General features: G+C 68.8%; 21 protein-coding genes, 1 tRNA gene and 1 riboswitch. Of the genes, 5 read left to right on the plus strand and 17 right to left on the minus strand.

Features of this window, described 5'->3' with window-relative positions; genetic code table 11:
- Positions 1-186: 186 nt before the first annotated feature.
- From QA634_RS04080 to QA634_RS04125, 10 genes are all read right to left on the minus strand, one after another.
- Complete coding sequence (locus QA634_RS04080; protein ID WP_012330785.1) at positions 187-1,029, minus strand: ParB/RepB/Spo0J family partition protein; 843 nt, start codon at positions 1,027-1,029, stop codon at positions 187-189.
- Entirely contained in the window at positions 1,029-1,586 is a 558-nt protein-coding gene (locus tag QA634_RS04085) for a hypothetical protein (protein WP_050777463.1), read from the minus strand. The genes QA634_RS04080 and QA634_RS04085 overlap by 1 nt, the downstream gene beginning before the upstream one ends.
- Positions 1,587-1,903: 317 nt before the next feature.
- On the minus strand, positions 1,904-2,461 hold the full coding sequence (locus tag QA634_RS04090; RefSeq protein ID WP_012330787.1) for a recombinase family protein: 558 nt from the start codon (positions 2,459-2,461) through the stop codon (positions 1,904-1,906).
- Between the two features lie 2,174 nt (positions 2,462-4,635).
- Complete coding sequence (locus tag QA634_RS04095; RefSeq protein WP_043700791.1) at positions 4,636-6,126, minus strand: tyrosine-type recombinase/integrase; 1,491 nt, start codon at positions 6,124-6,126, stop codon at positions 4,636-4,638.
- 186 nt (positions 6,127-6,312) lie between these two features.
- A tRNA-Leu gene (locus tag QA634_RS04100) sits at positions 6,313-6,397 on the minus strand.
- 90 nt (positions 6,398-6,487) lie between these two features.
- Positions 6,488-7,900: a 3-isopropylmalate dehydratase large subunit gene (gene leuC / locus QA634_RS04105; RefSeq protein WP_012330790.1), complete on the minus strand. Its 1,413-nt coding sequence runs from the start codon at positions 7,898-7,900 to the stop codon at positions 6,488-6,490.
- A 151-nt stretch (positions 7,901-8,051) separates the two neighbouring features.
- A complete protein-coding gene (locus QA634_RS04110) occupies positions 8,052-8,927 on the minus strand; it encodes a carbohydrate ABC transporter permease (RefSeq protein WP_012330791.1) in 876 nt (291 codons plus the stop codon).
- 11 nt (positions 8,928-8,938) lie between these two features.
- Positions 8,939-9,883, minus strand: a complete 945-nt coding sequence (locus tag QA634_RS04115) for a carbohydrate ABC transporter permease (RefSeq protein WP_012330792.1) — start codon at positions 9,881-9,883, stop codon at positions 8,939-8,941.
- A gap of 77 nt (positions 9,884-9,960) precedes the next feature.
- Positions 9,961-11,271, minus strand: coding sequence for an ABC transporter substrate-binding protein (locus tag QA634_RS04120; protein ID WP_012330793.1), 1,311 nt, complete (start codon positions 11,269-11,271; stop codon positions 9,961-9,963).
- A gap of 77 nt (positions 11,272-11,348) precedes the next feature.
- The gene (locus tag QA634_RS04125; protein WP_012330794.1) at positions 11,349-12,443 is read right to left on the minus strand and encodes an ABC transporter ATP-binding protein; all 1,095 of its coding nucleotides are present in this window, start codon (positions 12,441-12,443) and stop codon (positions 11,349-11,351) included.
- A gap of 275 nt (positions 12,444-12,718) precedes the next feature.
- On the opposite strand from QA634_RS04125, the gene QA634_RS04130 reads away from it, so the two are divergent.
- The 3 genes from QA634_RS04130 to QA634_RS04140 all read left to right on the plus strand — a co-directional run bounded on the left by QA634_RS04130 (position 12,719) and on the right by QA634_RS04140 (position 15,763).
- A complete protein-coding gene (locus QA634_RS04130) occupies positions 12,719-13,663 on the plus strand; it encodes a 2-hydroxyacid dehydrogenase (protein WP_018262605.1) in 945 nt (314 codons plus the stop codon).
- Positions 13,660-14,487 (plus strand): AprI/Inh family metalloprotease inhibitor, encoded by an 828-nt coding sequence (locus QA634_RS04135; protein ID WP_012330796.1) that lies wholly within the window; start codon positions 13,660-13,662, stop codon positions 14,485-14,487. Before QA634_RS04130 ends, QA634_RS04135 begins: the two co-directional genes overlap by 4 nt.
- A 97-nt stretch (positions 14,488-14,584) precedes the next feature.
- Positions 14,585-15,763, plus strand: a complete 1,179-nt coding sequence (locus QA634_RS04140; protein ID WP_012330797.1) for an iron-containing alcohol dehydrogenase — start codon at positions 14,585-14,587, stop codon at positions 15,761-15,763.
- A 131-nt stretch (positions 15,764-15,894) separates the two neighbouring features.
- Here the strand turns inward: QA634_RS04140 and QA634_RS04145 are convergent, their stop codons facing one another.
- The 4 genes from QA634_RS04145 to QA634_RS04160 all read right to left on the minus strand — a co-directional run bounded on the left by QA634_RS04145 (position 15,895) and on the right by QA634_RS04160 (position 18,976).
- Positions 15,895-17,433 carry a PAS domain S-box protein gene (locus QA634_RS04145; RefSeq protein WP_012330798.1) on the minus strand — a complete coding sequence of 513 codons (1,539 nt, stop codon included), beginning with the start codon at positions 17,431-17,433 and terminating at the stop codon, positions 15,895-15,897.
- A gap of 274 nt (positions 17,434-17,707) precedes the next feature.
- On the minus strand, positions 17,708-17,851 hold the full coding sequence (locus QA634_RS04150) for a hypothetical protein (RefSeq protein WP_012330799.1): 144 nt from the start codon (positions 17,849-17,851) through the stop codon (positions 17,708-17,710).
- Between the two features lie 238 nt (positions 17,852-18,089).
- Positions 18,090-18,437 carry a hypothetical protein gene (locus tag QA634_RS04155; protein WP_012330800.1) on the minus strand — a complete coding sequence of 116 codons (348 nt, stop codon included), beginning with the start codon at positions 18,435-18,437 and terminating at the stop codon, positions 18,090-18,092.
- 62 nt (positions 18,438-18,499) lie between these two features.
- Positions 18,500-18,976 carry a hypothetical protein gene (locus tag QA634_RS04160; RefSeq protein WP_012330801.1) on the minus strand — a complete coding sequence of 159 codons (477 nt, stop codon included), beginning with the start codon at positions 18,974-18,976 and terminating at the stop codon, positions 18,500-18,502.
- 693 nt (positions 18,977-19,669) lie between these two features.
- Positions 19,670-19,863: riboswitch (cobalamin riboswitch) on the plus strand.
- 213 nt (positions 19,864-20,076) lie between these two features.
- Between QA634_RS04160 and QA634_RS04165 the strand changes: the two genes are divergently transcribed.
- Together QA634_RS04165 and QA634_RS04170 are read left to right on the plus strand one after the other, a co-directional pair.
- On the plus strand, positions 20,077-22,242 hold the full coding sequence (locus QA634_RS04165; RefSeq protein WP_012330802.1) for a TonB-dependent receptor: 2,166 nt from the start codon (positions 20,077-20,079) through the stop codon (positions 22,240-22,242).
- A gap of 1 nt (position 22,243) precedes the next feature.
- Entirely contained in the window at positions 22,244-23,671 is a 1,428-nt protein-coding gene (locus tag QA634_RS04170; RefSeq protein WP_012330803.1) for a peptidase, read from the plus strand.
- 37 nt (positions 23,672-23,708) lie between these two features.
- Here QA634_RS04170 and QA634_RS04175 read toward each other — a convergent pair whose 3' ends face one another.
- From QA634_RS04175 to QA634_RS04185, 3 genes are all read right to left on the minus strand, one after another.
- Positions 23,709-24,479, minus strand: coding sequence for an SDR family NAD(P)-dependent oxidoreductase (locus QA634_RS04175; protein ID WP_012330804.1), 771 nt, complete (start codon positions 24,477-24,479; stop codon positions 23,709-23,711).
- A 105-nt stretch (positions 24,480-24,584) separates the two neighbouring features.
- Positions 24,585-25,499: a bestrophin family protein gene (locus tag QA634_RS04180; RefSeq protein WP_012330805.1), complete on the minus strand. Its 915-nt coding sequence runs from the start codon at positions 25,497-25,499 to the stop codon at positions 24,585-24,587.
- Between the two features lie 187 nt (positions 25,500-25,686).
- On the minus strand, positions 25,687-26,328 hold the full coding sequence (locus QA634_RS04185; protein ID WP_012330806.1) for an OmpA family protein: 642 nt from the start codon (positions 26,326-26,328) through the stop codon (positions 25,687-25,689).
- Between the last annotated feature and the right edge of the window lie 74 nt (positions 26,329-26,402).

The raw sequence follows: 26,402 nt of genomic DNA on the forward strand, positions 1-26,402 counted from the left end.
GCGATTTGGCTCACCTCTACATTTCACACTGCAGAACTTCTGTGAGGTGCGAGCAGAGCTGAACGATGAGCTGCATCTAAGACAAACGTGCTGCGGCAACTATGCCTCCTAATCCTAGAACTGCCTGCCAGGCGAAGAGCAGCTAAGGGTGTACATTCTGCACACCCTAGGGAGTGTACAGGTAGGTCAGAAGTCGGAGTCCTCATCTTCATCATCAGGCTCATCAACGAAGCCAGCAAGCTCCTGATGCAGGTCATTCAGCTTCCGACCGAAGTACGCCGCAAGCGCCATCGCAGCAATCTCAGGGTTCGTGGACAGTTTGTTGCCGAACTCTTTCTGAAGCCTGTCTGCGTACTGGTCCGCCTGAGCCTGCTTCCATTCTTCAATCGCCTCATTGGACATGATGGCTGCACTTTCGCCCTTAGAGACGTTGAACGCTTGCCACCAGAGAGGATGGTCGGCTGCATCAGCACCCAACTGCCTCTTGACCTTCCGCATGGTAGCGACCTGAGAAGACGAAACACCAGCAGCAGCTGCTGTATCCGCCTTGCTATAAAGACCCATCAGAACAAGACGCCATGCATAGTTCTGACGCTCTAGAGAGGTCATGGGGAGTTTGGCCCTGGAGTTGGCCTTACCGCTCTCAAGGACAGCCTCATCCAGGGTGCCACCGAAGTACCTTACTGGGATACCTGATGTCTTCTCAGCAATTCTATACGCCTCATAACGGTGATGACCATCGATGAGGTATATGTCACCTCCGACACGGATGACAGTCAGAGGCTCAAGCACGTCGAACAATTTGATAGCTCGTACCAAATCGCTGATGTGCTTCTCACTGGTGCCACGCTGTTGAAAGAGGTCAGGCTCTAGCTTGATGCCATCCAGCGGAAGTTCTGATGGCATCGCCTTAGGCATCACCTCAGCAGCAGCCTTCTCCTTCAACTTCTTCAGAAGGATGGCAGCCTCAAGCTCCCGAACAGGTTCAGACGGGCTCACGGTGGCGTGCTCTGCCATTGCCTCACTCATCACCGCAGTTCCTCAAGGGACTTGTAGAAGTCTTGACGAGCGCTCTCCCGCTCCTGTCTGTCCTTCTCCTCAAGTCTCGCCATATGCGTCCCTGCGCCCCCGAAGGCCTCTGCAAGCCACTGCCCCATCACAACGATGGCCCGTGGCGGCACCTCCCTATAGACGCGCTTCATCGTCCCGCTCTCGTCATCCCAGTAGGTCCCAACGTTCATGTCCGTGAGGCCTCGAACCCTCCTGACAAGCTGCGCCCGGAAGCCAGCGTCAGACCGGAACCGTCTAGGCTCCGCCTCCAGCAGGAGGAACATGGCCAGAGCCGTCTCAACGACCGCCTTGGGCTCCACATCGGCCGCCAGCTTCAGCACCTCCTGCGCAGCCCGCCTCTCGAAGGCGTAGCCCACCTGCCCCCGGTGGTAGCCGTCCACGATGCCCTGAGCGTGGCTGACGATGGTGGCCCAGCGTGCCTCCAGTTGGCCCCACAAGGGGCTCTCCTTGTTCTTCTCGACACGAGCCCTCACGAGGCGCCTGTACGAGCCCAGGACGGCCTCCGTAACGCCCACCTGGTCAACCGCGCCATGCCTGCGTAGACGCGCCTTATGGGCCTTGCAGTAAAGACTGAACCGTGACGCAGCCGGGGATGAACAACCCGGTGCGCGGCATACCCTCGACATCCGCACTCCTGAGATTAGTGACCGTACCATGAGAGACAGTGAGAGAATAATAACAGGCATGTGAGGCTTATTAGAGGCTTCCAAGCGACCAATACCTCTTATTATCTTGCCACAGCATGACGCCAATCATTGAAAAGGCCTGATGTGTCGTTCTCAGGCGTCGGAGAGCCGCGTCCATCTTCCATCTGGCGGACTCAAAGCCGCCATCACGCAGCTTTCGGGTTCAACGCCCGGTGCACTGACATGCGGCTGATGCCGAGTTCCTTGGCGATGGCAGACGGGCCCATTCCGGTGGCGTGAAGCTCTCTGACCTTCTCAGCAGGCACCGATGTAGGGCGCCCCTTGCCGGCATAGACCCCAGCAGCCTTGGCTTTGGCAATGCCCTCAAGCTGCCGCTCCCTGCGAAGGTTCGTCTCAAACTCCGCGAAGACCCCGAGCATCTGAAGGAAGCACCGTCCCGCAGCCGTGGACGTGTCGATGGGCTGCTCAGTGGCCCTCAGAGCCACGCCCTTGGCCTCAAGCTGGCGGACGATGGCTGCGAGGTCAGCGATGGACCGTGCCAGCCGGTCGATGCGAGTGACCACGATGGCATCCCCCTTCCGGGCGAATTCCATCAGGGTCTGAAGCTCAGTCCTGCCCTCCGTGCTGGTGCCTGACCGCTTCTCGGAGCGGATGACCTCACACCCTGCGGCCCTCAGGGCTTCCTCCTGGAGGCTGAGGTCTTGGTCGGTGGTGCTGACACGGGCGTAACCGTAGACGGCCATCGAAGTGCGTCTTGTCTCATAACGGTCTAGACCATGCGACAGTGCTGTACCAAAACCTGGAAGTCAACCCTTATATGACGCCATCGGGTGTAACAGAGCTGTGTACCTCAGCGGTAAACCCTTCTGGTACGACGAAGCGGCTAGGAAGCAGGGAGCCGGACCCTACTCAGCAGCCTGCCTCAGCGTGGGGGGCGTGCTGTCTCTCAATCTCCGCCCGAACGCACTGGACGCAGCCTATCAGGCGACGTTGCTCGACCATCAAATCTCGGCCCTTACTGCGAAGCTCCTGCGCCTCCCTGCATAGCTCTCGGGCTTCACGGATGACACAAGCGGCACGGAAGTGGAGATCTTCATCAGGCATGGCTCTGTGGATGAGGCGATGACATCGTTGCCTCAATCACCTGTGTTGATGGCGCACGGTGATGCAGTCCACCCCTGGCGACATCGGGAGACCCCCACGGGGGACTTCAGGCCAACGCTCGTCTGTCGACGCCGTCTCAGGTATCTGCCACGAACATTTGGGCCCTCTGCCTTCACCGCTCGCTTGCTTGGGGGGGGGGCGGGTAGCCGGGACCTCTGAACGGCCGTCTACGGTCAACCCTGGCGGATTTAAAGGGCCATCTAGTGTTGGGGGTGCCTACTCTCCCCCATTAGATGCTCTGTTATAGCCATCATCAACTCAGATGACTTAATCTCCTCGATTAAGCGTCTGAGTTCGGCCAGCTCCTCAGGAGACGCTGGGAGGGACATAGTGCCTGCCATCTCGGCTATCAGTTTAGCTCGAAGTATCTATCGGCTGATAGCTTCCTTCACATCAGCATCTACAGGCCCTTGCTCATGTAAGATGTCCCAGTAGATCGCCATCAGATCTATGAGTCGGCGAGCGAGATGCGTGAGTTTAGATGGGGTGAGATGCATCGTGAGCTTAATTGCGCCGCTTGAAGGTTAAACCCAGACCCGCAATGCGAGTCGGCCTAGATATGGCAGATAGCTACTCTGGTTCAACAACACGCTTAACAGTAACTTGCGGTCAAGCTTCTGGAGAGGCTGCTCAGCCATTGCTTAAACGCCCTGGCCTGCTGCTCCCTGAAGCCCTTCGGCAGCTCGCTCAGGGTCTCCCGCTCCACGACAGCCATCATCAGGTGGCCGCCCTTGCCGGTAGGAATGAGGCTGTAGCCCCAAGCGTGCTCGCTGAGGGCTTTCTGGCGGCGATGCCGAGCTGTGTCAGGGTGCCAGCCGATAGCCTCGCCAGCGTCCTGTTCGATTATAGCCAGAGGTGGCCCTGAGCGGCCACTGAGCGGACCCTGAAGGACTTCCTGAGCCCCTCGCTTCCCTCGGTAGCCATCCTTCTCTCGTTACGTGCTGAGGCTTATGCGAACGGGACGCCTCGCGCATGAGGACAGCAGGGTGAAAGGAGGCCGCCCTTGAGGAGCGGCCTGAAGTTGAGGATGGGGTTGGGGGAACCCCCGAAGGGTCCTGCCGCGCTGCGGTCGCGACGCGGAGGAGCATCCACACCGTGTCATGCTGCGGGATGCTCCACTTGACCCGATGGGACTCCGCCTACATCAGCCGGTCCTGCTAGAGCGGGTGGGTTCTTGTCGTCGCATACTGAGACATTGCGAATGGGTTGGCTACGCACGCCATCAGGGCGCCCGACCTAGGCATCGTATTGTGGCCGAGACCCACTCCAGTCTGGCCAAGTCTCCACGTTCGCGCTACCGCACGCTTTGCATCGTAGATGCCGGGCGACGTCCCTCACAGGCATAGTCGCAGGCCACCGGTCGAGCGGCATGGAGATGCTGTGGCCACATTTCATACAGTCAAGCCAGACACCGCACGCTTCAGTCTGGCGGGCCTGTTCGACTGTGAACCAAGTTTGATTGTTCATCATTCCTCTGTGGGCATCATCAGACTCAACGTGGTGGGGCACGGCTGGTTCGAGTGTACGATTGGTTTGAAAGGTACGGCAGAGTACCCCGTGAGGACCAGACATTCTAGCCGGGCATCCATGCGTCTGCATTAAGACAAATCAATCCGCGCTGCCGGTACTCGCGGCAGAGACCCTTCAAAGGTCCGCTATGCCGCTGTCAGCGTCCATTCGTCGAGAGCATATCGGGTGGCTCTTCAGAGTCGGAAGCGGTCCTTGCGAACGTCAAGCTTGCTGAGCTCACGCCCTAACACTTCGGAATAGGGATACGGGACAGAGCTTCGTGCATCGTCGCCAGCGTCACCGTGCCATAAGCCTTCGCTACGCTCCCGGGTGCGTGTCCAACGATGGCATCTGCCACGCTGTCTTCAATCCTGGCCGCCCGCGCCAGTGTCTTGAAGCGGTGCCTCCAGGCATGCGAAGGGTCCTTCCGATGTGCCCGACCGACCTTTAAGCCAAGCTTCTGCACCCAGTCTGCCACGTTCTTCGCAACAATCTTGTGTGAAGGTTTCTTGGCGTCCGCCCTGCGCCTCACCGGGTTGTAGAACAGATGCCCCTTCTTGCCTTTCACAAACTCCAGGAACCCTGTATCAAGTACCTCAGGGTGGAGTGGAATGACACGCTCCGAGTTGAGGTTCTTCAACGACCCGGCCTCTGCCGTAATGCGTAGGGCAGGAATGCCATCCTGAACTATGACGTCCTCTGCACGAAGCTGTGCCATCTCCCCCACGCGAGCACCTGATGCTGCGCAGAGCAGAGGCAGCCATCGGTAGGCGGGTCGCGTCTCTTTCGCAGCGGCGTCAAGGATTGCGGCAGCTTCAGTGTCATCGAAGCCGAGCATCCTCTCACCGGCCTGCTTCTTGTAACGCACGGCCACCCCGGTCGCGGGATTGGATGCGACCCGGACGTTCTCGACGCCCCATGTGAAGGCCGCACGCACCGCCGCGAGCTTGCTGTCATTTATCGTCTTCGGTGAGCCTCCTGTCGCTACCAGCGCATCCTTCCAGGCCACCACGTCGGCCTTCGTCACCTGCCCAGCGTCATTCTTACCTACAAAGGCCAGGAACGCCTCACAGTGCTTCCGCCACTGGTCGACCGTGGCTTGCGAAGGCTTTCGCTCGTTCGCCCACCCGTCAAACAGGTCGAGAAGGCTGATACCCTTGGCCGCGATTGAGGGCGCGATGAACTCCGGAAAGCGGTCCGCATCGGGATCGGGCCTGTAATCACCTCCCGCACGCTTCATCAAGGTTAGGCTTGCCTGACGGAGAGCCCCTAGGACCTCATGGTTGAGTCTAACTCTGCTTTCAGCATCGATGACGAGGCCGTGTTTAGCGAGAACCATATCCGAGAAGCCGCCAACCCGCTCCTCGATACTCCTCGTGCGCTTCTCGCCATCGGAGAGGGTCATTAGGGCTGAGCGGCCATACTGGCCAAACTCGGCACGGAGGTTATCAACCTCAACCCGAAGCCACCGCTCAGATGGCCCAGGATCGTCTTCCAGGGACTTTGTCCAGGCAGCGTAGACCTCACCAGCCAAGGCAAGCGTGTGCTTGTGTGTGAGCCTCTTTGGCCCTTCCCGGACCGAACGCCAGACCGCCTCCAAGTAGGCTACCGCGCGGGCTTGCCGCTCCTTGGCCTCCCCGGGGTCACGGGTGCGCAACGACGTACGAACGTCCTTGGCCTTCTCCGAGATGACGATGTTCGCCACCTCCTCCCCTACTGGGATGGAGAGCCTCATACCGCGCACCTTCGCGGCCACGTCCGCCGGGATACGCTGAACCAGTTGGTGGAAGGAGGAACCTGAACGCCTCATGGGGCGGGCCATCTGAACGGGCATTGTTGAGCACACCTGTTGAACAGCCAGGTGCCAGCCAACCCATTCAAATCAAGATGCTTTTGAGGCGTCAACCACTTAAGGAGTGGTTGGTGCCCAGGAGAGGACTCGAACCTCCACGGCTTGCACCACTGGTACCTGAAACCAGCGCGTCTACCAATTCCGCCACCTGGGCCCGAGGCGCCAGCGGCGCCGCGGTGGGGATCGTTTAGTGGGCGGCGGGCTCACCGTCAACGGGGGAAACGCGAGCCCGCCGCGCAAAGCGTCACGCGGAGCGCGGCCACTCGCGGATGTCCACGAAATGGCCCGCCACCGCCGCCGCCGCCGCCATCGCGGGCGACACCAGGTGCGTGCGGCCCTTGTGACCCTGCCGGCCCTCGAAGTTGCGGTTCGAGGTCGAGGCGCAGCGCTCGTGCGGCTTCAGCCGGTCGGCATTCATGCCCAGGCACATCGAGCAGCCCGGCTCGCGCCAGTCGAAGCCCGCCTCGATCAGGATCCGGGCGATGCCCTCCTGCTCGGCCTGCTGCTTCACCAGACCCGAGCCCGGCACCACCATGGCGCTCACGCCCGGGTGGACCTTGCGGCCCTCCACCATCCGCGCCACCACGCGCAGATCCTCGATCCGCCCGTTGGTGCAGGAGCCGATGAACACCTTGTCGAGGCCGATCTCGGTGATCCGCTGCCCCGGCGCGAGGCCCATATAGGCCAGGGCCTGCTCCTTCGAGCGGCGGATGGTCTCGTCGGCGATCGCCGCCGGGTCCGGCACCCGCCCCTGCACCGAGACCACGTCCTCCGGGCTCGTGCCCCAGGTCACGATCGGCGGCAGATTCGCCGCGTCGAGCCGCACCTCGCGGTCGAAGAAAGCGCCCTCGTCGCTGGCGAGGCTCTCCCAATAGGCGCGGGCCCGGTCGAAGGCCGCGCCCTTGGGCGCCTTCGGACGGTCCTTCACGTACGCGAAGGTGGTCTCGTCCGGCGCCACCATGCCGGCCCGGGCGCCGCCCTCCACCGACATGTTGCAGATCGTCATCCGGCCCTCCATCGACAGGCTCCGGATCGCCTCCCCGGCATATTCCAGCACGTGGCCGGTGCCGCCCGCGGTCCCGATCTCGCCGATGATCGCCAGGATGATGTCCTTGGCGGTGACGCCGGCCGGCAGGCGGCCGTCCACCGTCACCCGCATGTTCTTGGCCTTCTTCTGCACCAGCGTCTGGGTGGCGAGCACGTGCTCCACCTCCGAGGTGCCGATGCCGTGCGCCAGCGCCCCGAAGGCGCCGTGCGTCGAGGTGTGCGAGTCCCCGCACACGATGGTCTGGCCGGGCAGCGTGAAGCCCTGCTCGGGGCCGATGATGTGCACGATGCCCTGGCGCCGGTCCAGCGCGTCGTAATACTCGATCCCGAACTCGCGCACGTTGGCGGCGAGCGCCTCGATCTGGGTGCGGCTCTCCGGGTCCTCGATGCCGAGGCTGCGGTCCGAGGTCTGCACGTTGTGATCGACGACCGCGAGCGTCTTCTCCGGGTGGTGCACCCGGCGGCCGGCCAGCCGAAGCCCCTCGAAGGCCTGGGGCGAGGTCACCTCGTGCACGAGGTGGCGGTCGATGTAGAGGAGGCAGGTGCCGTCCGGCTGACGATCGACGACGTGGTCGTCCCAGATCTTGTCGTAGAGGGTGCGCGGGGCCATGGCGGTGGGATGCCTTGTCAGGTTTTCTTGGCGGACCGGCCCTGAGAGCAGCGGTCGACCCGCGATGTAATACGCTCATCCGCGAGGCGAAAGGGCCCGCGGCGCCTCACCGGTGCGCGCGGGCCGCGGGCCCGCGCGGATCCGGCCGCCGCTACTCCTTCACGGCCCCGGTCATGGCCGAGACGTAGTGCTCGACGAAGAACGAGTAGAGGATCACGAGGGGCAGCGAGCCGACCAGCGCGCCGGCCATCAGCGAGCCCCAGCGGTAGATGTCCCCGTCCACGAACTCGCTCACCACCGCCACCGGCACGGTCTTGTTCGGCGTCGAGGACAGGAAGGTCAGTGCGTAGATGAACTCGTTCCAGCACAAGGTCAGCGAGAAGATCCCGGCCGAGATCAGACCCGGAACCGCCAGCGGCAGGATGATCCGGGTCAGGATCTGCCAGCGCCCGGCCCCGTCGATGAGGGCGCATTCCTCCAGCTCGTAGGGGATGGTCTTGAAGTAGCCCATCAGCAGCCAGGTCGAGAACGGGATCAGGATGGTCGGGTAGACCAGGATCAGCGCCAGGGGCGAGTCGAACAGCCCGTAGGCCTGGATGATCGTCGCGAGCGGGATGAACAGGATCGAGGGCGGCACCAGGTAGGCGAGGAAGATCGCCGCGCCCACGAAGGCCGCGCCCCGGTAGCGGATGCGCACGATCGCGTAGGCGGCGAGCACGCTCGCGAACAGCGACAGCAGCGTGGCCGCCACCGAGACCAGCATCGTGTTCCAGAGCCACAGCGGGTACTTGGTCTCGAACAGGAGCTTGCTGATGTGCTTGAGCGTCGGGGAGACCACGAAGAACGGGTTGTAGGTCTCCATATCGATGAGCTGGTCGTCCGGCTTGATGGCGGTCAGCGCCATCCAGTAGAACGGGAAGAGCAGCACCACCAGGATGATCCCGAGCGGCAGGTAGAGGGTCACGAGACGGCGCGGGAGCGTCTCGAGATAGGCCATGCCCTCGGAATGGTCGGCGACCTGGGCCATCGGGACTCTCCTCAACCGGATTGCCACTTGCGGTTCTGGAGTCCGAACCACGAGATCAGGATCGCGACGAGCAGGAACGGCACCATCGCGGTGGCGATCGCCGCCCCCTCGCCGAGGCTGCCCGACAGGATGCCGCGCTGGTAGGACAGGGTCGCCATCAGGTGGGTCGCGTTCACCGGCCCGCCGCGCGTCATGGCCCAGATCAGCTGGAAGTCCGTGAAGGTGAACAGGACCGAGAAGGTCATCACCACGGCGATGATCGGGGTCAGCAGCGGGAAGGTGATGTGGCGGAAGTTCTGCCAGGGCGTGGCGCCGTCGATCGTCGCCGCCTCGTACAGCGAGGGCGACACGGTCTGCAGGCCCGCCAGCAGGGTGATCGCGATGAAGGGCACGCCGCGCCAGATGTTGGCGAAGATCACGCAGGCCCGGGCCCAGGTCGGGTCGCCCAGGAAGTCGATGTTGCGGTCGAGCAGCCCGAGATGGCGCAGCGACCACGAGATGATCGAGAACTGGCTGTCGAAGATCCACCAGAAGGCCAGCGCCGACAGCACGGTCGGCACCACGAAGGGGATCAGCACGATCGAGCGGATCAGGGCCTTGAAGGGCAGGCGCTTGTTGAGCAGGAGCGCGAGGTAGAGGCCGATGCCGAACTTCGCCACCGAGGCGATGGCCGTGTAGAGCAGCGTGTTGAAGACCGAGAGCCAGAAGACGCTGTCGTCCCACAGCCACTCGTAGTTCTCCAGGCCGACGAACTCCCCGCCCCGGCCGATCCGCGTGTCGGTGAAGGAGAGCCAGATGCCCTTCACCAGCGGGTAGGCCAGGAACAGGAGCAGGATCAGGGCCGCCGGCAGCATGAACCAGAAGCCGAGCCAGCCGCGGCTGGTGCGCAGCCGGTTCCAGGCGGAGGTGCCCTGCCGGGCTTTTGCGACCGGACGGTCGAGGGCGAGGTCGGCCATGGGGCCTCCAGCGACGGCGGGACCAACGGGCCGCGCCGGCTCCCCGCCGCGGGGAGCCGGCGCGGCGATTCAACGCCTCACGCCGACCGGAAGATGCGCTGGGCCTGCCGCTCCGCCGTGCGGATGGCGCCCTTCACGTCCTCGCGGCCGGTGCAGTAGGAGGCGAACATGTCGACGATGACGAAGTCGGCGAGCACGGCCGCCACCTTCTCGCTCACCGGGGCGAGGCCGCCCGCCGCCAGCGTCCGGGTCGAGGCCTCGCCGAAGACCTTGTTCTTCGGGTCCGAGGTCCAGATCGGGTTGTTGGCGTAGGCCTTCAGCGGGTGGCAGAGGTAGCCCTGCGCCGCCTGCAGCCACGCATTGTAGTTCTGCGCCTCCAGCGCGAAGGCCATGAAGGCTTTGCAGGCGTTCGGGGCCTTCGTGTAGGTGTAGGCCAGGATCGGGAAGGCGAGCTGGAACTCGGTCGGCTTGCCGGACTTGCCGACCGGGTAGACCGCGTGGTCCATGTCCTCGGCGATGTCCTTGCGCTCGGTCTTGGCTGCGGCGTAGATCGAGATGCCGTTATTGGTCAGGTAGAGCTCGCCGGACAGGAACGCCTTGTTGTTCGAGGAATCGTTCCACGAGACCGTCCCGGGGATGAAGGTCTCGTAGAGGCTCTTGACGTATTCGAGCGCCTTGGCGGTCTCCGGCGAGTTGATGATGATCTTCTCGTTGGCGTCGACCAGGTAGGCGTCGTGCGACCACAGCGCCCAGTGGATCCAGGAATTGGCGTCGCCGGTGGCGTGGCCGAGGGCGAAGCCGGACGGCGTGTTGTTCTTCTTGAGCGCGCGGCAGAGTTCGAGGAAGCCGCCGAGATCCTCCGGGAACTTGCTGAACCCGGCCTTCTGCATGGCCGCGATCCGGTAGTTGAGGTAGCCGCCGTTGAAGGCCATCGGGATGGCGATCCACTTGCCCTTCACCTTGCCGTAGGCCTCGGCGGCGGGCAGCCAGCCGCCGTACTTCTTGCCGAGGTAGTCGGCGACGTCGCCGACCTCGAGGCATTTCGACGGGAACAGAGCCGGGAAGGAGTAGAGGCCCCAGACCATGTCGGGGCCCTGGCCGGTATTGGCGGCGACCGAGGCCTTCGGCTGGATGTCGTCGAAGGACTCGCTCGTGACGCTCACCGGCACGCCCGTCGCCTTGGTGAAGGCGTCGACGAGGCGCATGAAGGCCTCGTCCTCCGAGGGGATGAAGCGCTTCCAGCGCAGGAGCTTCAGCGAGGCGCCGGGCTCGGGCTTCCACTGGCTCTCCTGGGCCCAGGCCCTGGCGAAGCCGTCGAGGCAAGCGGCCCCGGACAGGCCGAGCGCGGCGCCCGCCTTGAGGATCTGACGGCGGTCGAAGAACGTCATGTGGCGCAACTCCCGAAATGTGGCGGGGGCTCGCGGCCCCTCTTGGAAGCGGAGCGCCGGGCCGGACGGCCCGGCGCTCAGTGCAGGCGACGGCCGGTCTCGGCGTCGAACAGGTGGACGAGGGCCGGGTCGGCCGTGATCGCGATCCGCTCGCCGGGGCGGGCGGCGATGCGCTCGCGGAAGACGCAGGCCATGTCGCGCCCGACCTCCTTGACCACGTCGGTGCCCGCGGCCGCGCCGGGCGGGCGCACCAGGACCAGCGTCTCGGAGCCGGTGGGCTCGACCACCGCCACCTCGACCGGCACCCCGTCCGGGCTCAGGGCGACGTGCTCGGGGCGCAGGCCGTAGATCGCCCGCATGCCCTCGGCCGGCCGGGCGCCGCGGGTCGGCAGCGGCAGGGTGAGGCCGCCCTCGGTGCGGAAGCTCGCCCCCGTCACCGTCCCGTTCAGGAAGTTCATCGCCGGCGAGCCGATGAAGCCGGCCACGAACAGGTTGTCGGGCCGGTCGTAGAGGTCGAGCGGCGCGCCGATCTGCTCGACGTTGCCGTCGTGCATCACCACGATCTTGTCGGCCATGGTCATGGCCTCGATCTGGTCGTGGGTGACGTAGACCGTGGTGGTGCGCAGGCGCTGGTGCAGTTCCTTGATCTCGGCCCGCATGGCGACGCGCAGCTTGGCGTCGAGGTTCGAGAGCGGCTCGTCGAACAGGAACACCTGCGGATCGCGCACGATCGCCCGGCCCATGGCGACGCGCTGGCGCTGCCCGCCCGAGAGCTGGCGCGGGTAGCGGTCGAGGAGCTTCTCAAGCCCGAGGATCGCGGCGGCGCGGTTGACCCGCGCGGCGGTCTCGTCCCTGGGCGCCTTCCGCAGCTTGAGCGAGAAGGCCATGTTGTCCCGCACCGTCATGTGCGGGTAGAGCGCGTAGTTCTGGAACACCATGGCGATGTCCCGCTCCTTCGGGGGCACCGCGTTGACGACCCGCGATCCGATCCGGATCTCGCCCGCCGTGATGTTCTCCAGCCCCGCGATCATGCGCAGCAGGGTCGACTTCCCGCAGCCCGACGGGCCGACCAGGATGACGAATTCCCCGTCCTGGATGTCGATCGAGACGCCGTGCAGGATCGGCGTGGTGCCGAAGGATTTCTGGACGTTCCTGATCTCAAGTCCGGCCATCGCCTCGTCCCTCCCGGTCAGGCCCCGGCCCGGGCGGGCCGGCGGGACTGCGCGGAGCGGCAGCGCTGCCACAGACGGGCGACGGATGCGTGACGACGCGGCGCGTCGAGCCTCATGAGCGTTCCTTCCCGGGATCGGGGCGGCTTGCCGCCTCTCGTCGTTCGGGGCCATCATCGGCACCTGAGGGCGCGAGATCAAGCGCCCCCGGCCTGCACCCATCGTCGGATGCGGGTCCGTGCCCGCGGGAGAGACGCTTGAAGTCCACAGAACTCCTGATGCTGCGGCCGATGATGCCGCTCGTGACCGAGTCCCTGGAGCGGCTCTTCACCCTGCACCGGGCCGGGCCGGGAGCGGACCCGGACCGGCTGATCGCGCAGGTCGGCCCCCGGGTGCGGGGCCTCGCGGTAAGCGGCGTGCGGGTGGACGACGCGCTCCTCGACCGCCTGCCGGCGCTGGAGATCGTGGCGAATTTCGGCGTCGGCTACGACACGATCGACGCGGCCGCCTGCGGGCGCCGGGGCGTCGTGGTGACGAACACGCCCGACGTGCTCACCGACGAGGTGGCGGACCTCGCGGTCGGCCTGCTCCTCGCCACATTGCGCCAGATCCCGCAGGTCGACCGCTACCTGCGCGAAGGCAAGTGGCTGGAGAAGCCCTACCCGCTCACCGGGACGCTGCGCGGGCGCCACGTCGGCATCCTGGGACTCGGGCGGATCGGCCGGGCCATCGCGCACCGGCTCGAAGCGTTCGGGGTGACGCTCGCCTATCACGGCCGGCGCCCGCAGGAGGACGTGCCCTACGCCTACCACCCCACGCTGATGGACCTCGCCGAGGCGGTGGACGTGCTGATCGTGGTCGCGCCGGGCGGGCCGGAGACGCGCAACATCGTCGACGCCGCGGTGCTGGCGGCGCTCGGGCCGGAGGGCATCCTGATCAACGTCGCCCGCGGCAGCCTCGTGGACGAGGAGGCGCTGATCGCGGCCCTGAAGAACCGCACCATCCTCAGCGCGGGCCTCGACGTCTTCGCGGACGAGCCGCGGGTGCCCGCCGAGCTGATCGCGCAGGAGCACGCGGTGCTGCTGCCGCATGTCGGCTCGGCCTCGGTCCACACCCGCACGGCCATGGGCCAGCTCTGCGTGGATAACCTCGTGTCGTGGTTTTCGGGCAAGGGGCCGCTCACGCCCGTGGTCGAGACGCCCTGGCCGCGGACCGCGCCGTGAGGCCGAGGCCCGTCCGGGCCCCCGCGGGCCTTCGGGCCCCGGCGGGCCTTCGGGCCCCCGCGGGCCTTCTGGCGGCGGCGGGGCTCGCGACCCTGGCGGGGCTCAGCCTCGCCGCGGCGGCGCTCGCCGATCCGGCCCGGCCGCGCAGCGACGCGGAGGCGCTGGGCGGCTGGGCCCTCTCGCTCAACGGCAGCCACCGGCGCTGCATCGTGACGCTGACGGACGAGGCCGCGCCGGGCGGCCACGCCCTGCGCTTTCCGGCGGGCTGCCGGCGGGCGCTTCCGGTGCTGGGCGGCCTGTCGGCCTGGCGGCTGGAGGACGGGGCGCTGCGCCTCGTCGGGCCGGATGCCAGGAAGCTCGACTTCGCCCTGCGCGAGACGCCCGGTGCCCTGAAGGCGGAGGTCGGCCCGGCCGAGATCTACGCGCTCGAGCCCGAGGGGCCGCGGGCCGCGCCGGCCCCGGCGGCGGTGACGCAGGCCGCCCTCGCGCCCGCTCCGGCGAAGCCCTCCGATCCCGCGCCGCCCGAGGCGGCCGCGCTGCCGCCCGAGGCGGCGGCGCTGGCGGGCACCTATGCCCTCGACCGCGCGCCCGGGACGGAGACCTGCCGGCTCGCCCTCGATCCCGGGATCGTGCGGGTGCTGGAGGGCTGCCGCGACCTCGGCCTGACGGTGTTCGATCCCGTCTCCTGGCGCTACGAATCGGGGCGGCTCACCCTGGTGGCGCGGCGCGGCCACGCGGTGGCGCTGGTGCCCGCGGGCGATGGGATGTGGCGGCGCGAGCCGCAGGTCGGCACGGCCTTCGTGCTGCGCCGGGTCTCCCCTTGAGGCCGGCCGCGCGGGGCGGGATCGGCCCCCGGGCGGGTGCGCGAACCGCTCCCCGGCGCAGTGTCCCCCACCGCCCTTCGCTCCGATGAGGACCATCATGAGGCCCTTCACCTTCCAGACCAGCCCCAACATCCTGTTCGAGCCGGGCGCCGCCGCGAAGCTGCCGGAGATCGTGCGCGGCTTCGGGGCGCGGCGCGTGCTCCTCGTCACGGATCGCGGCGTGCGCGGGGCGGGGCTGACGCAGGGCGCGGAGGCCGCCCTGCGCGGGGCGGGCCTCGCCCTCGCCGTCTACGACGACGTGGCGGCCGATCCGCCCGCGATCCTGGTCGAGGCCGGGGCGGCGCGGGCGCGGGCCGAGGGCACGGACCTCGTCCTCGCCATCGGCGGCGGCTCGGCCCTCGACACGGCCAAGCTCGTCGCCTACCTCGCCCGCAGCGACGAGCCCCTTGAGAGCCTTTACGGGGTCGGCCTCGCGCAGGGGCAGCGCCTGCCGCTCATCCTGGTCCCGACCACGGCCGGCACCGGCTCCGAGGTCACCCCGATCGCGATCGTCACGACGCCGGGCGACGAGAAGAAGGGCGTCGTCTCCCCCCGCCTCCTGCCCGACTGGGCCGTCCTCGACCCCGACCTCACCCTCGGGCTGCCCGCCGCGGTCACGGCCGCGACCGGCATCGACGCGATGGTCCACGCCATCGAGGCCTATACCAGCCGCCAGCGCAAGAACCCGCTCTCGGACCAGCTCGCCCGGCAGGCCCTGGCGCTGCTCTCGGCCCATATCCGCACGGCCTGCCGGGAGGGGGCGGACCGCGAGGCGCGCGGCGCCATGCTGCTCGGCTCGATGCTCGCCGGGATGGCCTTCGCGAATGCGCCGGTCGCGGCCGTGCACGCCCTCGCCTACCCAATCGGCGCCCTGTTCCACGTGCCGCACGGCCTGTCGAACGCCCTCGTGCTGATGGGCGTGATGCGCTTCAACCTCCCGCACGCGCAGACCCTCTACGCCGAACTCGCGCCGATCCTCGACCCCGCGGCGGCCGGCCTGCCGGTCCAGGAGGCGGCCGCGCGCTTCGTGGCGAGCCTGGCGGCGATCTGCCGGGATTGCGGCGTGCCCGCCTCGCTCGCCGCCGTCGGCATCGGCGAGGGCGACCTCGACCGCCTCGCCGCCGACGCGATGAAGCAGACCCGGCTGCTCGTGAACAACCCCCGGGAGGTGACCCTCGCGCAGGCCCGCGCGATCTACGCCGAGGCCCTCGGCGCCGAGGGCCGCGCCGGGGCGTGATCCGGGCTCCGCTTGATCGAAGCGGATCCCAAGCCTGCGCGGCGCCTGAGCGACGCCGACATCCGCAATGCCGAAATGGGAGATGGCGAAGCAATCAACGGATGTTGGATGAGGCGGGGTCCGGCGCCGGCTCAGGGCCCCCATCGCAGGTGCGCCACCGGCGCCACGAGGCGCCAGGACAGGCCCTCGGGCGCGAAGCGCAGGTCGACCTCGGCCTCCAGGCTCTGGCGGGCCATCGCGTCGATGACCCGGTGGCCGAAGCCCTTGCGGACGGGCGGGCGCACCGGCGGACCCTCGGCCTCCTGCCAGGCGAGGTCGAGCCGCGCCCCGGGGGCCGGATGCCCGGCGATGCGCCACGTCACCGCGAGGCGGCCCTTCTCCGTCGACAGCGCCCCGTACTTGCAGGCATTCGTCGCCAGTTCGTGCAGGACGAGGCCCAGGGTCTGCGTGGCGCTGCGGTTGAGGGGAAGCTCCGGCCCCTCGATGCGGATGCGCGGATCGGGCATGGCCACGAAGGAGGCGAGCTGGCGGCTCACCAGGAGGCCTAGGGGCGTGCCCGAGCCCTCGTGCTCGACGAGCAGGCTCTGCGAGGCGGCGAGGCCGGACAGCCGCTCGGTCAGGGCGTCCTGGAAGGCCGCCACGCTGGGGGCGCTCGCCCCCGTCTGGCGGATCAGCGACTGCACGACCGTGAACAGGTTCTTGGCCCGGTGGCTGAGCTCGCTGAGGGCGAAGGTGAGCTGCTCCTCCGCGCGCTTGCGCCGCTCGATGTCGGACATGACCGAGACGTAGCCGGCCGGGCGGCCGGCGGCGTCGCGGCGCAGGGTGACGCTCAGTTCGGCCCAGACCAGCCGGCCCGCCCGCGTCACGAACCGCTTCTCCAGCGTGGAGCGGTCGATCTCGCCGTCGCGCAGGCGCCGCAGCTGCGCGAGATCGGCCGCGAGGTCGGGCGGATGCGTCAGTTCCTGGACGGTGAGGCAGGCGAGGTCCTCGGCCGAGTAGCCGAGGAAGGCGCACAGGCAGGGATTCACCCGCAGGAAGCGGCCGTCGAGCCCGACCAGGGCCACCCCCACCGCCACGTTCTCGAAGGTCAAGCGGAACTGCGCCTCGCTCTCGCGCAGGGCCGCCTCGACCCGTCGCAGCTCGGTGACGTCGATGTTGAGGCCGACGATGCGCTCCGGCCGGCCCTGGGCGTCGGTCAGCACCCGGGCGCGGTCCGCGATCCAGCGGGTGTCCCCGCCCGGCCGCACGATCCGGAAGGCGTGCGACACCGGCTCGCCCTCACGGATCGCCCGCTCCGCCACCGCCCGCGCCGCCGCCCTGTCGTCCGGGTGGATGCTGGCGAGCCACGTGTCGAGGCTGGGCTGGCGCTGCGAGGGCGTCCAGCCGTAGAGCGCGTAGGTCGAGGGCGACCACGTCAGCACGCCCCGCTCAAGGTCGAACTGGTAGGCCGCGACCCCGCCGGTCTCCTGGGCGAGCTGCATCCAGGCCTGCGCGACCCTGAGCTCGTCCTCGGCTTCCCGCCGCCGGGCATTGTCCTGGAGCAGGAGCTCGACGAGGGCCGGGTGACCGCCCTCGCCCAGGGTGTCGACGCGCTCGCGCAGGAGGCTCATCTCGGCCTCGATCTGCGCGAGGCGCTCGCCGAGGGTGGCCGACGCCGTCTCCTGCCCCATCCGCCCCTCCGTCCTCGCCGCCGGCCTCCGGCAGCGACGCGGAGCCCGCGGCCCGGGGCGTCGGACCGGCAGGGGCGCGATGCCGCGCCCCCCGCCGCTGAGGCAGCGCAGGTCTGCCTGCCGGCTGTCCTTCGCCGCCGATTCCGTCTTTGATCGGTAATAGAGCGAGAAACGGGGCGCGGAGCAAGTCTATCGGGGTTGCAACTTGGTCAGCCAACAACACGCCTACGTCGTGTGGAGCCGCGGCTGCGCGGGTGACGGGTGCGCCGCGGCCTCAGACCACCAGCCGGACCAGGATCTCGGTCGCCAGGGATCCGACGATGGCGAGGCCGAGCGCCGTCATGCTGGCGAGATCGGCCGCCCGAGCTCCCGCGGGACGGAGCGCGGCGGCGGGCAGGGTCATGGCGTGGGCGTTCATCGGCGTTCCTCGCGGGCGGAGCGGGCCGGAAGCGGCACCGGCTGCGCCAGCCTCGGGCGTTTCGCCCGCCGCGGCCTTGATCCGGATCAAGGCCGCGGCGGGCGACCGATCCAGCGGCCCGGCACGCGGGCAGCCACGGGACGATGCAAGGCGACCGAGAGCGCACGCCGCATCACGGTGCGCTGCCGACATGCTTGCCGGTTCGGTTCAGAAAACACGGCGAAACCATCAATCTCGATCAGGATTCGATCACAACGTGACCGGATGCTGTTTTCGCATCATCGGCAGCATCACGTTCGTTCGGCCAATGAAAGACTTTGCCCGACGCAGAAAATCTTCTCATGACGCCACGAAGCACCTTGAGATCGGTCGCCGGATCGTGACCGAACCAGATGCTGTCGGGCTCCGACCGAAACAGATCGACGCCGTACAGGCTGATCTGCGCGACGTTGCAGGCTTCCAGCAGAAGAACGAGACGCGTCCCGGTGAGGAGCAGTTCGAAATCCGTCAGCCCCGTCAGATCTCGCGGGCCGACCGGCATCGAGAACAGGACGGACATCTCTTCGGCGGAGAGGTAGGCGTGCATCCCGTCGAACACCGTCGTCGAGGATGGCGCGACCAGGAGATCCTGCAGCCGTCCGGCGCGCCTCAGCCAAAGATAGGCACACAGGTGACGTGGAAGGGCGACACCGCCCAGAAGGCGACGCCGTCGCGGACCAGCGACGCGAACGCGCCGTTAGCATGCACGGCGCCCGCCTCGTCGCGGGCGACCACGTGAGCCGGCAGGCCCGCCCACAAGGTGGTCCTGACCCCATCACCGTCAGGGTCCCTTCGCCAGTGTCTCATCCCGGTGATGCGGATGACCTGATCATGGGCATCGATCTCGGCGCCGCTCGCATCGACCCTTCCGTTGCCGACGACGGCGATCCTCTGCCCTTCAAGGTCGGTGCGCAACCCGCACGAGAGATTGGACGGCAAAACTCTCGTGTTGTAATCGTATATTCCGTCCTCGGAGATCTCATGTTCCTCAAAAAATTTGACGCCGAACGATCTTTCATAGGCAGACTTGCCGATTTCGATTGGATTTCTGCTGCCGAGATTTGTGAAACCAACTCCCGTCATCATCTGCACCCCTCTGGCGGACGTCCGGACCGGAACCCGCACTCACCCCGCCCATGTCTCCGATCGCCATTGTCTTGGATTTATTCGTGATAAATCCCACAAAAGACCAGCACTGAAAGGTCTCCGTCTGCCACAATGGAGCATAACGTGCGTGTCCTCGGCAGAAACAGTCAGCATTCACCGCCATATTTGTTGTATCAATGCTTTTGCAATCCGCTTCATACTTTCAGAGAGATCGAATAAGTGGTATTTATTACATAATGACGATCATGTATCTATCTTTTATAGTCACATTATTTAATAAAAATTTGCATCACAGGCGTTTATTTTGTCATTTTTCGTCACCCTCTAGTCAAGCGAGCGAAGATGACGAATCTCTTCAACTTCTACTTACCTTACAGGATGTACGGCGGATAAGCAATACCATCTAGCACGAGCCAGGATCGTGAGGGCGGATTGACGGCGAGGTACGACACGAGGGGCCGCCGAGCCGGCGCGCGGCGCCGATGAGTCGAGTGATCCCGGGCATCCCGCCCCGGTCGTGCGGGAAGTGCCCGCCGGACCGCCCCGGCAAGATCGATGGCCCGCGCGCCGCGGGGATGGCGGCCGCCCTCGGCGGCCGTCGCACCGCCTTGAGGCGGGGATCCGCGGCCCGGGCCGGCCACCGTCGCCTCCTTGCGCCGGGCGTGGCCGGAGCCTAGCCTATCGCTCGACGGTGCCCTCCGGGGCCTAACAGGGAACGCGGTGAGGGCTCGCGCCCGAATCCGCGGCTGCCCCCGCAACTGTGAGCGGCGAGCCCTCCATCACCACGTCACTGGGGTCATGCCCGGGAAGACGATGGGGGGCGGCGACCCGCGAGCCAGGAGACCTGCCGTCGACCGTGGTCACACGCGAACACGCCGGGCGGGGTGTCCTGGCGGGTGCCGGAGCGGGCGCGAGGCGGCCGCGCGGCGTCGTTCGCGGTGACGTGCCACATCGTCGCCCGCCCCGCCTTGCCTGCGCCCCTCCCTCCGAGCCATCCCCCGCCACGGCGCCCGAGCGGCCCGGGGCGGGCCGTGCTTGAAGGAGCAAATGTAACGTTAAAACTTACGAAAGCCGCAGCCATGGTGACGGACGGGTCCGACGCCATCCCGGACACCGCCATGATCGTGCCCCGCGCCACCGCCCGCTCCGTCCTCGCCCTCCTCCTCGCGGCCCCGGCCGGGGCCGAGGAGATCCCCCTCGACGCGATCGAGGTCGCCGGCCGGCGCCCGGGCGAGTCCGGCCTGTCCCTCACGGCGCCGGCCCGCACGGGCAGCCGGCTCGACCTGACGCCCCTGCAGGTGCCCGCGAGCCTCGACGTCGTCGCGGGCGAGACGATCCGGGCGCGGGGCCAGACCAGCGTCGCGGACGCGGTCACGCAGAACGCCACCGGCATCACCAGCCTGGCCGCGCCCGGCAACGGCAACCTGTCCTTCGCCAGCCGGGGCTTCGCCGGCGCGGGCTCGGTGCAGCAGCTCCACGACGGCACGCGGCTCTATGTCGGGGCCGGCACCGTCACGTTCCCGTTCGATCCGTGGTCGGCGGAGCGGATCGAGGTGCTGCGCGGCCCCGCCTCGGTGCTCTACGGAGAGGGCGCGATCGGCGGCGTCATCAACGTGGTGCCCAAGCGCCCGGTCCTCGCGCCCCTCGGCGAGGCCCGGGCCGCCCTCGGCCCGGACGGCACCGCGCGGCTCGCGCTCGATTCGGGCGGGCCTCTCGGCGAGGCGGCCGCCTACCGGCTCGCGCTCAGCGGCAACCGCTCCGACGGCTTCGTCCGCCCGGACGGGGATCTGCGCAATCTCGCGCTCTCGGCCTCGCTGACGCGGCGGGTCGCGCCCGACCTCAGCGTCACGCTCTCGCAGGATCTCGGCGCCAGCGAGCCCAGCCGCTCCTGGGGCTCGCCGCTGATCGGCGGCCGCGTCCCGGCGCGGATCCGCTTCGTCAACTACAACGTCCAGGATTCGCGCATCGCCTGGCTCGACAGCTGGACGCAGGTCAAGGCCGAGTGGACGCCGCGCCCGGATTTCGCGGTCCGCAGCACCGCCTACCGGCTCTCCGCCGAGCGGCACTGGCGCGACGTCGAGCAGTACCGCTACGATCCGGCGACCGGGCGGGTCGTCCGCTCCGACTACATCGAGATCCTCCACCACCAGGAGCAGGTCGGGGCCCGCCTCGACGCGACCCTGCGCGGCAGCCTGTTCGGCCTGCCCCACGCGGTCGCGGTCGGCTTCGAGGTGAACCGCGTCGCCTTCGACCGCGACAGCAACACGCCCTTCGGCGGCGAGAGCACGGTCGACCTCCTGCGCCCGGTGCCCGGCGCCTTCCTCAATCTCGCGGGCACGCGCCGGGACATCGTCTCGCGCCTGAACCAAGCCGCGGTCTTCGCCGAGAGCCGTCTCGAAGTCTCGCCGCAGCTCGCCCTGGTCACCGGCCTGCGCTTCGATTCCCCCACCGTCGCGGTGGCGCGCCCGCTCGCCGCCGCCGCCTTCACGAGGACGTTCGACTCCCTCGGGACCCGGATCGGCGTCGTCTACGATCCGGTGCCCGGCCTCGCCCTCTACGCGCACTACGCGACCGCGGCCGATCCGCTCGGGAGCCTGCTGACCACCAGCGTCGCGCAGTCGCAATTCACCCTGGCGACGGGCGAGCAGGTCGAGGCCGGCGCCAAAGGGCTGTTCACCGAGGGCCTGTTCGCCGAGGGCCGGGGCGAGTGGACCCTCGCCGCCTACGCGATCACCAAGGACAACCTGCTGGTCCCCGATCCCGACCGCCCGACCCTCTCGCGGCAGGTCGGCCGGCAATCCTCGCGGGGGATGGAGGTGGCCCTGTCCTTCGCCCTCGACGAGCGCTGGCGCATCGACGCAAACCTCGCGCTGCTCCAGGCCCGCTACGACCGCTTCGCCCAGGCGGCGGGCGGGCGCGTCACCTCCTTCGCCGGCAACGTGCCGGTCGACGTGCCCGAGCGCGTGGCCAATCTCTGGATCGCCCACGCCTTCGCGCCGGGCTGGACCGCGCGGCTCGGCCTCAACGCGGTCGGGCCGGTGTTCGGCGACTTCGCCAACGCGGTGCGGCGGCCCGGCTACGCCCTCCTCCATGCGGGCCTCGACTGGCAGGTGACGCCGGATTCCCGCCTGTCCCTGCGCGCCACCAACCTCACCGACCGGATCTACGCCGTCTCGGGCAACGCGAATTCCTGGCTGCTCGGCCCGCCGCGCGCGGTCGAACTCGCCTACCGGGTGACGTTCTGACGTGGCCCCGCGCAAGCGCCTGACGCGCTGGCTCCATCTCGGCCATCGCTGGCTCGGCATCGCGGCCGGGCTGTTCGTGGCGACGTGGCTCCTGTCGGGGCCGGTGATGCTCTTCGTCGGCTTCCCGGCCCTGACCGAGGCCGAGCGGCTCGCGGCCCTGCCGCCCCTCGCCGTCGAGGCGGTGCGGCTCGGGCCGCAGGAGGCGCTGGCGCGCGCGGGGCTGACCGCCTTCCCGGAGCGCGTCACCCTGACCATGCGGGGCGCGGTCCCGGTCTACCGGCTGGGCCTGCCGGACGGGAGCATCCGGGCGCTCTCCGCCGTCACCGGCGAGCCGGTGGCGCCGCTCACCGCCGAGGCCGCCCTCGCCCTCGCCCGCCGCCACCCGGCGGCCGGCGCGGTGCGCGATCTCGGGCGCGTCCGGCGCGACCAATGGACCGTGACGGCGCGCTACGACGCCCTGCGGCCCTTCCGGCGCGTCGCCCTCGGGGACGCGGCCGGGACCGAGCTCTACCTCTCCGAGGCGACCGGGGAACTCGCCCTCGACACGACCCGCCGCGAGCGGGTCTGGAACTGGCTCGGGGCGGTGCCGCACTGGCTCTATCTCACGCCCCTGCGGGCGCGGGCCGCCCTCTGGCGGGGGGCGGTGCTGTGGGTGTCGGGGCTCGCGCTCGCCGCGATGGCGAGCGGCTGGGCGATCGGCCTCCTGCGCCTGCGCCGCGGCCGGCCCACGCCCTATGGCGGCTGGCGGGCGTGGCACCACCTCGCGGGCGTGGCGGGCGGGCTCGCGCTCACGAGCTTCCTGCTCAGCGGCTGGCTGTCGGTGAACCCGAACCGCTGGTTCGGCCCCCGCATGCCCGACGCGGCGGCGCTCGCGCGCTACGCCGGCCCGGCGGCGGGTTTCCCGATCGCCCGCGAGGCGCTCGCCGCCGCGCCGCCCGGCACGGTCGAGCTGCGCTTCGGCTTCCTCGGCGGGGCGCCCCGGATCCTCGCGGCCGGCCCGGCCGGCGTGCGGCCCTGCTGCGGCACCGCCGTGAGCGAGGAGGCGATCCGGGCGGCGGCGCGCCACCTCGTGCCGGGGGCCGGCCTCGCGGCCGTGGAGCGGGTCGCGGCGCCCGACGCCTACTGGTCCGACCGCGGCGGGGCGCCGCGCCTGCCGGTGCTGCGCCTCGTTCTCGACGATCCCGCGGAGACCTGGATCCACGCGGACCCGGCGACCGGCGAGATCCTGGGGCGGCTCGACCGGAGCGGCCGGGCGCAGCGCTGGCTCTTCGACGCCCTGCACACGCTCGATGTCGGGCCGCTGCTGCGCCACCCCCCGCTCCGCCGGGGCGTGATCGCGGCGCTCTGCGGGCTCGGCCTGATCGTGGCGACGAGCGGCGTCGTGCTCGGCGGGCGCCGCCTGAGGGCCGTTTGGCGGCGGCGGGCCTGACGGCCCCGCGGGCCCGCCGGGAGGCGGCGCCCGCCCCTCAGCCCCGCTTCACCGCGAAGGGCGAGAAGGCCTGCATCACCGGCATCATCTGCATCCGGTTGATGTTGAGGTGGCGCGGCAGGGTGCAGGACCAGAAGATCGTCTCGGCGATGTCCTCGGCCGACATCGCCGCCACGCCCTCGTAGGTCTTGGCCGCCTTGGCGGCGTCGCCCTGGAAGCGCACCAGCGAGAACTCGGTCTCGGCCATGCCCGGCTCGATGTTGGTCACCCGCACGTTGCTGCCGAGGAGATCGGCCCGCAGATTGAGGGCGAATTGCTTCACGAAGGCCTTGGTGGCGCCGTAGACGTTGCCGCCCGGATAGGGGTAGTCGCCCGCCACCGAGCCCAGCAGCACCACGTGCCCCTCGTCCCGCGCCACCATGCCGGGCAGGAGCGCGCGGACCGTGTAGGCGAGGCCGTTGACGTTGGTGGCGATCATCCGGTCCCAATCGTCGAGGTCGGCCTCCTGGGCGGGCGCGAGGCCGAGGGCGAGGCCCGCATTGGCGATGCAGACGTTCGGCGCGTCGAACCCGGCCGGCAGGGACTCGACCGCGGCGAGGACCGCGGCGCGGTCCGTGACGTCGAGTTCGAGCACGTGCAGCCGCTCGCCGAGTTCGGCCCTGAGCGCGTCGAGCCGGTCGCGGCGGCGGCCGGAGCCGATCACCCGCGCCCCCGCCTCCGCGAAGCGCCGGCAGAGGGCGGCGCCGAACCCGGCGGTCGCGCCGGTGACGAAGACGGTGAGGGTCTGAGGGTCCAGCATCGGGATCATCGCGGCGCGCTCCGGCTCTCTCGCCCGGCTCCGCGGCCGGACATCAGGCGAAGTGGGGCGCGCCGGCGCGAAGGCGACCGCGGGGCGCGGTGTCGGACGCCGGCGTCAGCGCAGCACGCCGCCCTCGGGCCGCAGGACGGGCGGCAGGGGCTCGCCGAGCGCGTCGCACACGATGCGCTCGATCCCGCGCAGCATCGCGTCGAGGGGCAGGTCGTTCGGCTCCAGGCCGAACGGCTCCTCCAGCTCGTCGCCGAGCACGTCGAGGCCGAAGAACGTGTAGGCCACCAGGGCGGCCACGGCGGGCGTCGCCCAGCCGAGCGAGGCCGCGAGCCCGAAGGGCAGGAGCAGGCAGTAGATCCAGGCCGTGCGGTAGAGCAGGAGCGTGTAGGCGAAGGGCAGCGGCGTCGACTGGATGCGCTCGCAGGCGGTGTGGATCTGCGACAGGGCGGCGACGCGCCCCTGCATCTGCGCGAACAGGATGTCGCTGAGGGCGCCCCGGCGCAGGGCCCCGGCGAGGTCGGCCGCGAGCGCCCCGAGCACCGCGTCGGTCGGGCTCGCCCGGCCCTCCAGGCGCTCGCCGTCCGGCAGCCAGGGCCGGGCCGCCGCCGCCTCGTCGGCGCTGCGCAGCCTCGCGTGCAGGGCGTGGGCGAAGCCCGCGACCCGCCGCAGGCACGCCCGCCGGGTCGCGGCCTCGGCCGGATCCTGCAGCAGGACGCCGATCAGCCGGACGAGGTCGCGCGTCTCGGCGATCAGGGCGCCCCATTGCTTGCGGGCCTCCCACCAGCGGTCGTAGCAGGAATTGTTGCGGAAGCTCAGGAAGATCGAGAGGGCGAGGCCCACCAGCGTGAAGGGACCGATCCCCTCCGGCCCCGGGAAGGATTGCGGCCAGTGCCGCTCGACCGCCACCACCAGGAAGGCGGCCGCCGTGATGCCGGCCACCTGCCGGATCACCTTCGGCAGGATCGAGCCCTGCAGCGTGAACAGAACCTGGATCAGGCCTGGACGGGGCCGGACGACCATCATGGACCTCGCGCGACGCGCGGCCCCGCGGGGACCGCGCGCCTGGTGGCCACGGCCGCGTGGCAGCCTCAAGGCGGGCTTGGCATCCGACATCCGACGGATTGCTCCGCAATGCGGATGTCGGCTTCGCTCACGCGCCGCGCGGGCCTGTCACCCGCTGTTCGGACGTGATCGTCCGGACAGCGGATCACTCCCGCGAGGCCGACTTGACCGCCGACATGTTGACGGCGGTGACGCGGCGGTTCTCGGGCGCGGTCGGGCGGGCCGCGTCCTTGAGGTGGCGCTTGCCGTAGCCCACCGCCACGAGGTTCGCCGCCGGCACCCCGTAATTGTGCACGATGTACTGCTTGACCGCCTCCGCCCGGCGCTCCGAGAGCACCTGGTTGCCGTGGTCGGAGCCGTTGGCGTCGGTGTGGCCGACGATCAGGATGACGCTGCCGGACATCTGCGGCCGGGACAGCGTGGCCCCCAGCACCTTCACCACCGGCAGCGCCTTCGGGCCGATCTGGGCCGAGTTGTAGGCGAAGGGCACGTCGAGGTCGATGCTCGGACGGTCGGCGGCGGCGGCGGCGAGGCGCTCGCGCTCCGTGTCCGAGAGTCCGGTCCGGTTGCGCAGCGTGTCCAGGAAGGCGCGGCCCTCGCTGCCCGCGTCGCCGCGCACCCCGAGGGTCAGGCCGCGGGTCAGGGGCCGGGGCGACAGCGCCGCCAGGATCTGCTCCTCCGTCACCGCCTGCGCCCGGGCTCCCGCCACGGTGCACAGGAGCGTCAGCGCGGAGAGGAAGGCGGCCCGGCACGGGCCGCGGGACGGGTGTTCGGACGATCGCAACATGGGCATCTCCTCTCGAGTGCTCCGACGGCGGGGCGCGGCGGGCCTCGCCCTTCCTCAGCAGCCGCCCCTCCTCA

It is taken from the genome of Methylobacterium sp. CB376, from assembly GCF_029714205.1.
GTDB lineage: Bacteria > Pseudomonadota > Alphaproteobacteria > Rhizobiales > Beijerinckiaceae > Methylobacterium.

Coding starts and splice junctions, on each gene's coding strand:
- QA634_RS04080 (WP_012330785.1), bottom strand. CDS start 1,029: ATGAGTGAGGCAATGGCAGAGCACGCCACCGTGAGCCCGTCTGAACCT.
- QA634_RS04090 (WP_012330787.1), bottom strand. CDS start 2,461: ATGGCCGTCTACGGTTACGCCCGTGTCAGCACCACCGACCAAGACCTC.
- QA634_RS04095 (WP_043700791.1), bottom strand. CDS start 6,126: ATGAGGCTCTCCATCCCAGTAGGGGAGGAGGTGGCGAACATCGTCATC.
- leuC (WP_012330790.1), bottom strand. CDS start 7,900: ATGGCCCCGCGCACCCTCTACGACAAGATCTGGGACGACCACGTCGTC.
- QA634_RS04110 (WP_012330791.1), bottom strand. CDS start 8,927: ATGGCCCAGGTCGCCGACCATTCCGAGGGCATGGCCTATCTCGAGACG.
- QA634_RS04115 (WP_012330792.1), bottom strand. CDS start 9,883: ATGGCCGACCTCGCCCTCGACCGTCCGGTCGCAAAAGCCCGGCAGGGC.
- QA634_RS04120 (WP_012330793.1), bottom strand. CDS start 11,271: ATGACGTTCTTCGACCGCCGTCAGATCCTCAAGGCGGGCGCCGCGCTC.
- QA634_RS04125 (WP_012330794.1), bottom strand. CDS start 12,443: ATGGCCGGACTTGAGATCAGGAACGTCCAGAAATCCTTCGGCACCACG.
- QA634_RS04130 (WP_018262605.1), top strand. CDS start 12,719: ATGCTGCGGCCGATGATGCCGCTCGTGACCGAGTCCCTGGAGCGGCTC.
- QA634_RS04140 (WP_012330797.1), top strand. CDS start 14,585: ATGAGGCCCTTCACCTTCCAGACCAGCCCCAACATCCTGTTCGAGCCG.
- QA634_RS04145 (WP_012330798.1), bottom strand. CDS start 17,433: ATGGGGCAGGAGACGGCGTCGGCCACCCTCGGCGAGCGCCTCGCGCAG.
- QA634_RS04150 (WP_012330799.1), bottom strand. CDS start 17,851: ATGAACGCCCACGCCATGACCCTGCCCGCCGCCGCGCTCCGTCCCGCG.
- QA634_RS04155 (WP_012330800.1), bottom strand. CDS start 18,437: ATGCACGCCTACCTCTCCGCCGAAGAGATGTCCGTCCTGTTCTCGATG.
- QA634_RS04160 (WP_012330801.1), bottom strand. CDS start 18,976: ATGATGACGGGAGTTGGTTTCACAAATCTCGGCAGCAGAAATCCAATC.
- QA634_RS04165 (WP_012330802.1), top strand. CDS start 20,077: ATGGTGACGGACGGGTCCGACGCCATCCCGGACACCGCCATGATCGTG.
- QA634_RS04175 (WP_012330804.1), bottom strand. CDS start 24,479: ATGATCCCGATGCTGGACCCTCAGACCCTCACCGTCTTCGTCACCGGC.
- QA634_RS04180 (WP_012330805.1), bottom strand. CDS start 25,499: ATGGTCGTCCGGCCCCGTCCAGGCCTGATCCAGGTTCTGTTCACGCTG.
- QA634_RS04185 (WP_012330806.1), bottom strand. CDS start 26,328: ATGTTGCGATCGTCCGAACACCCGTCCCGCGGCCCGTGCCGGGCCGCC.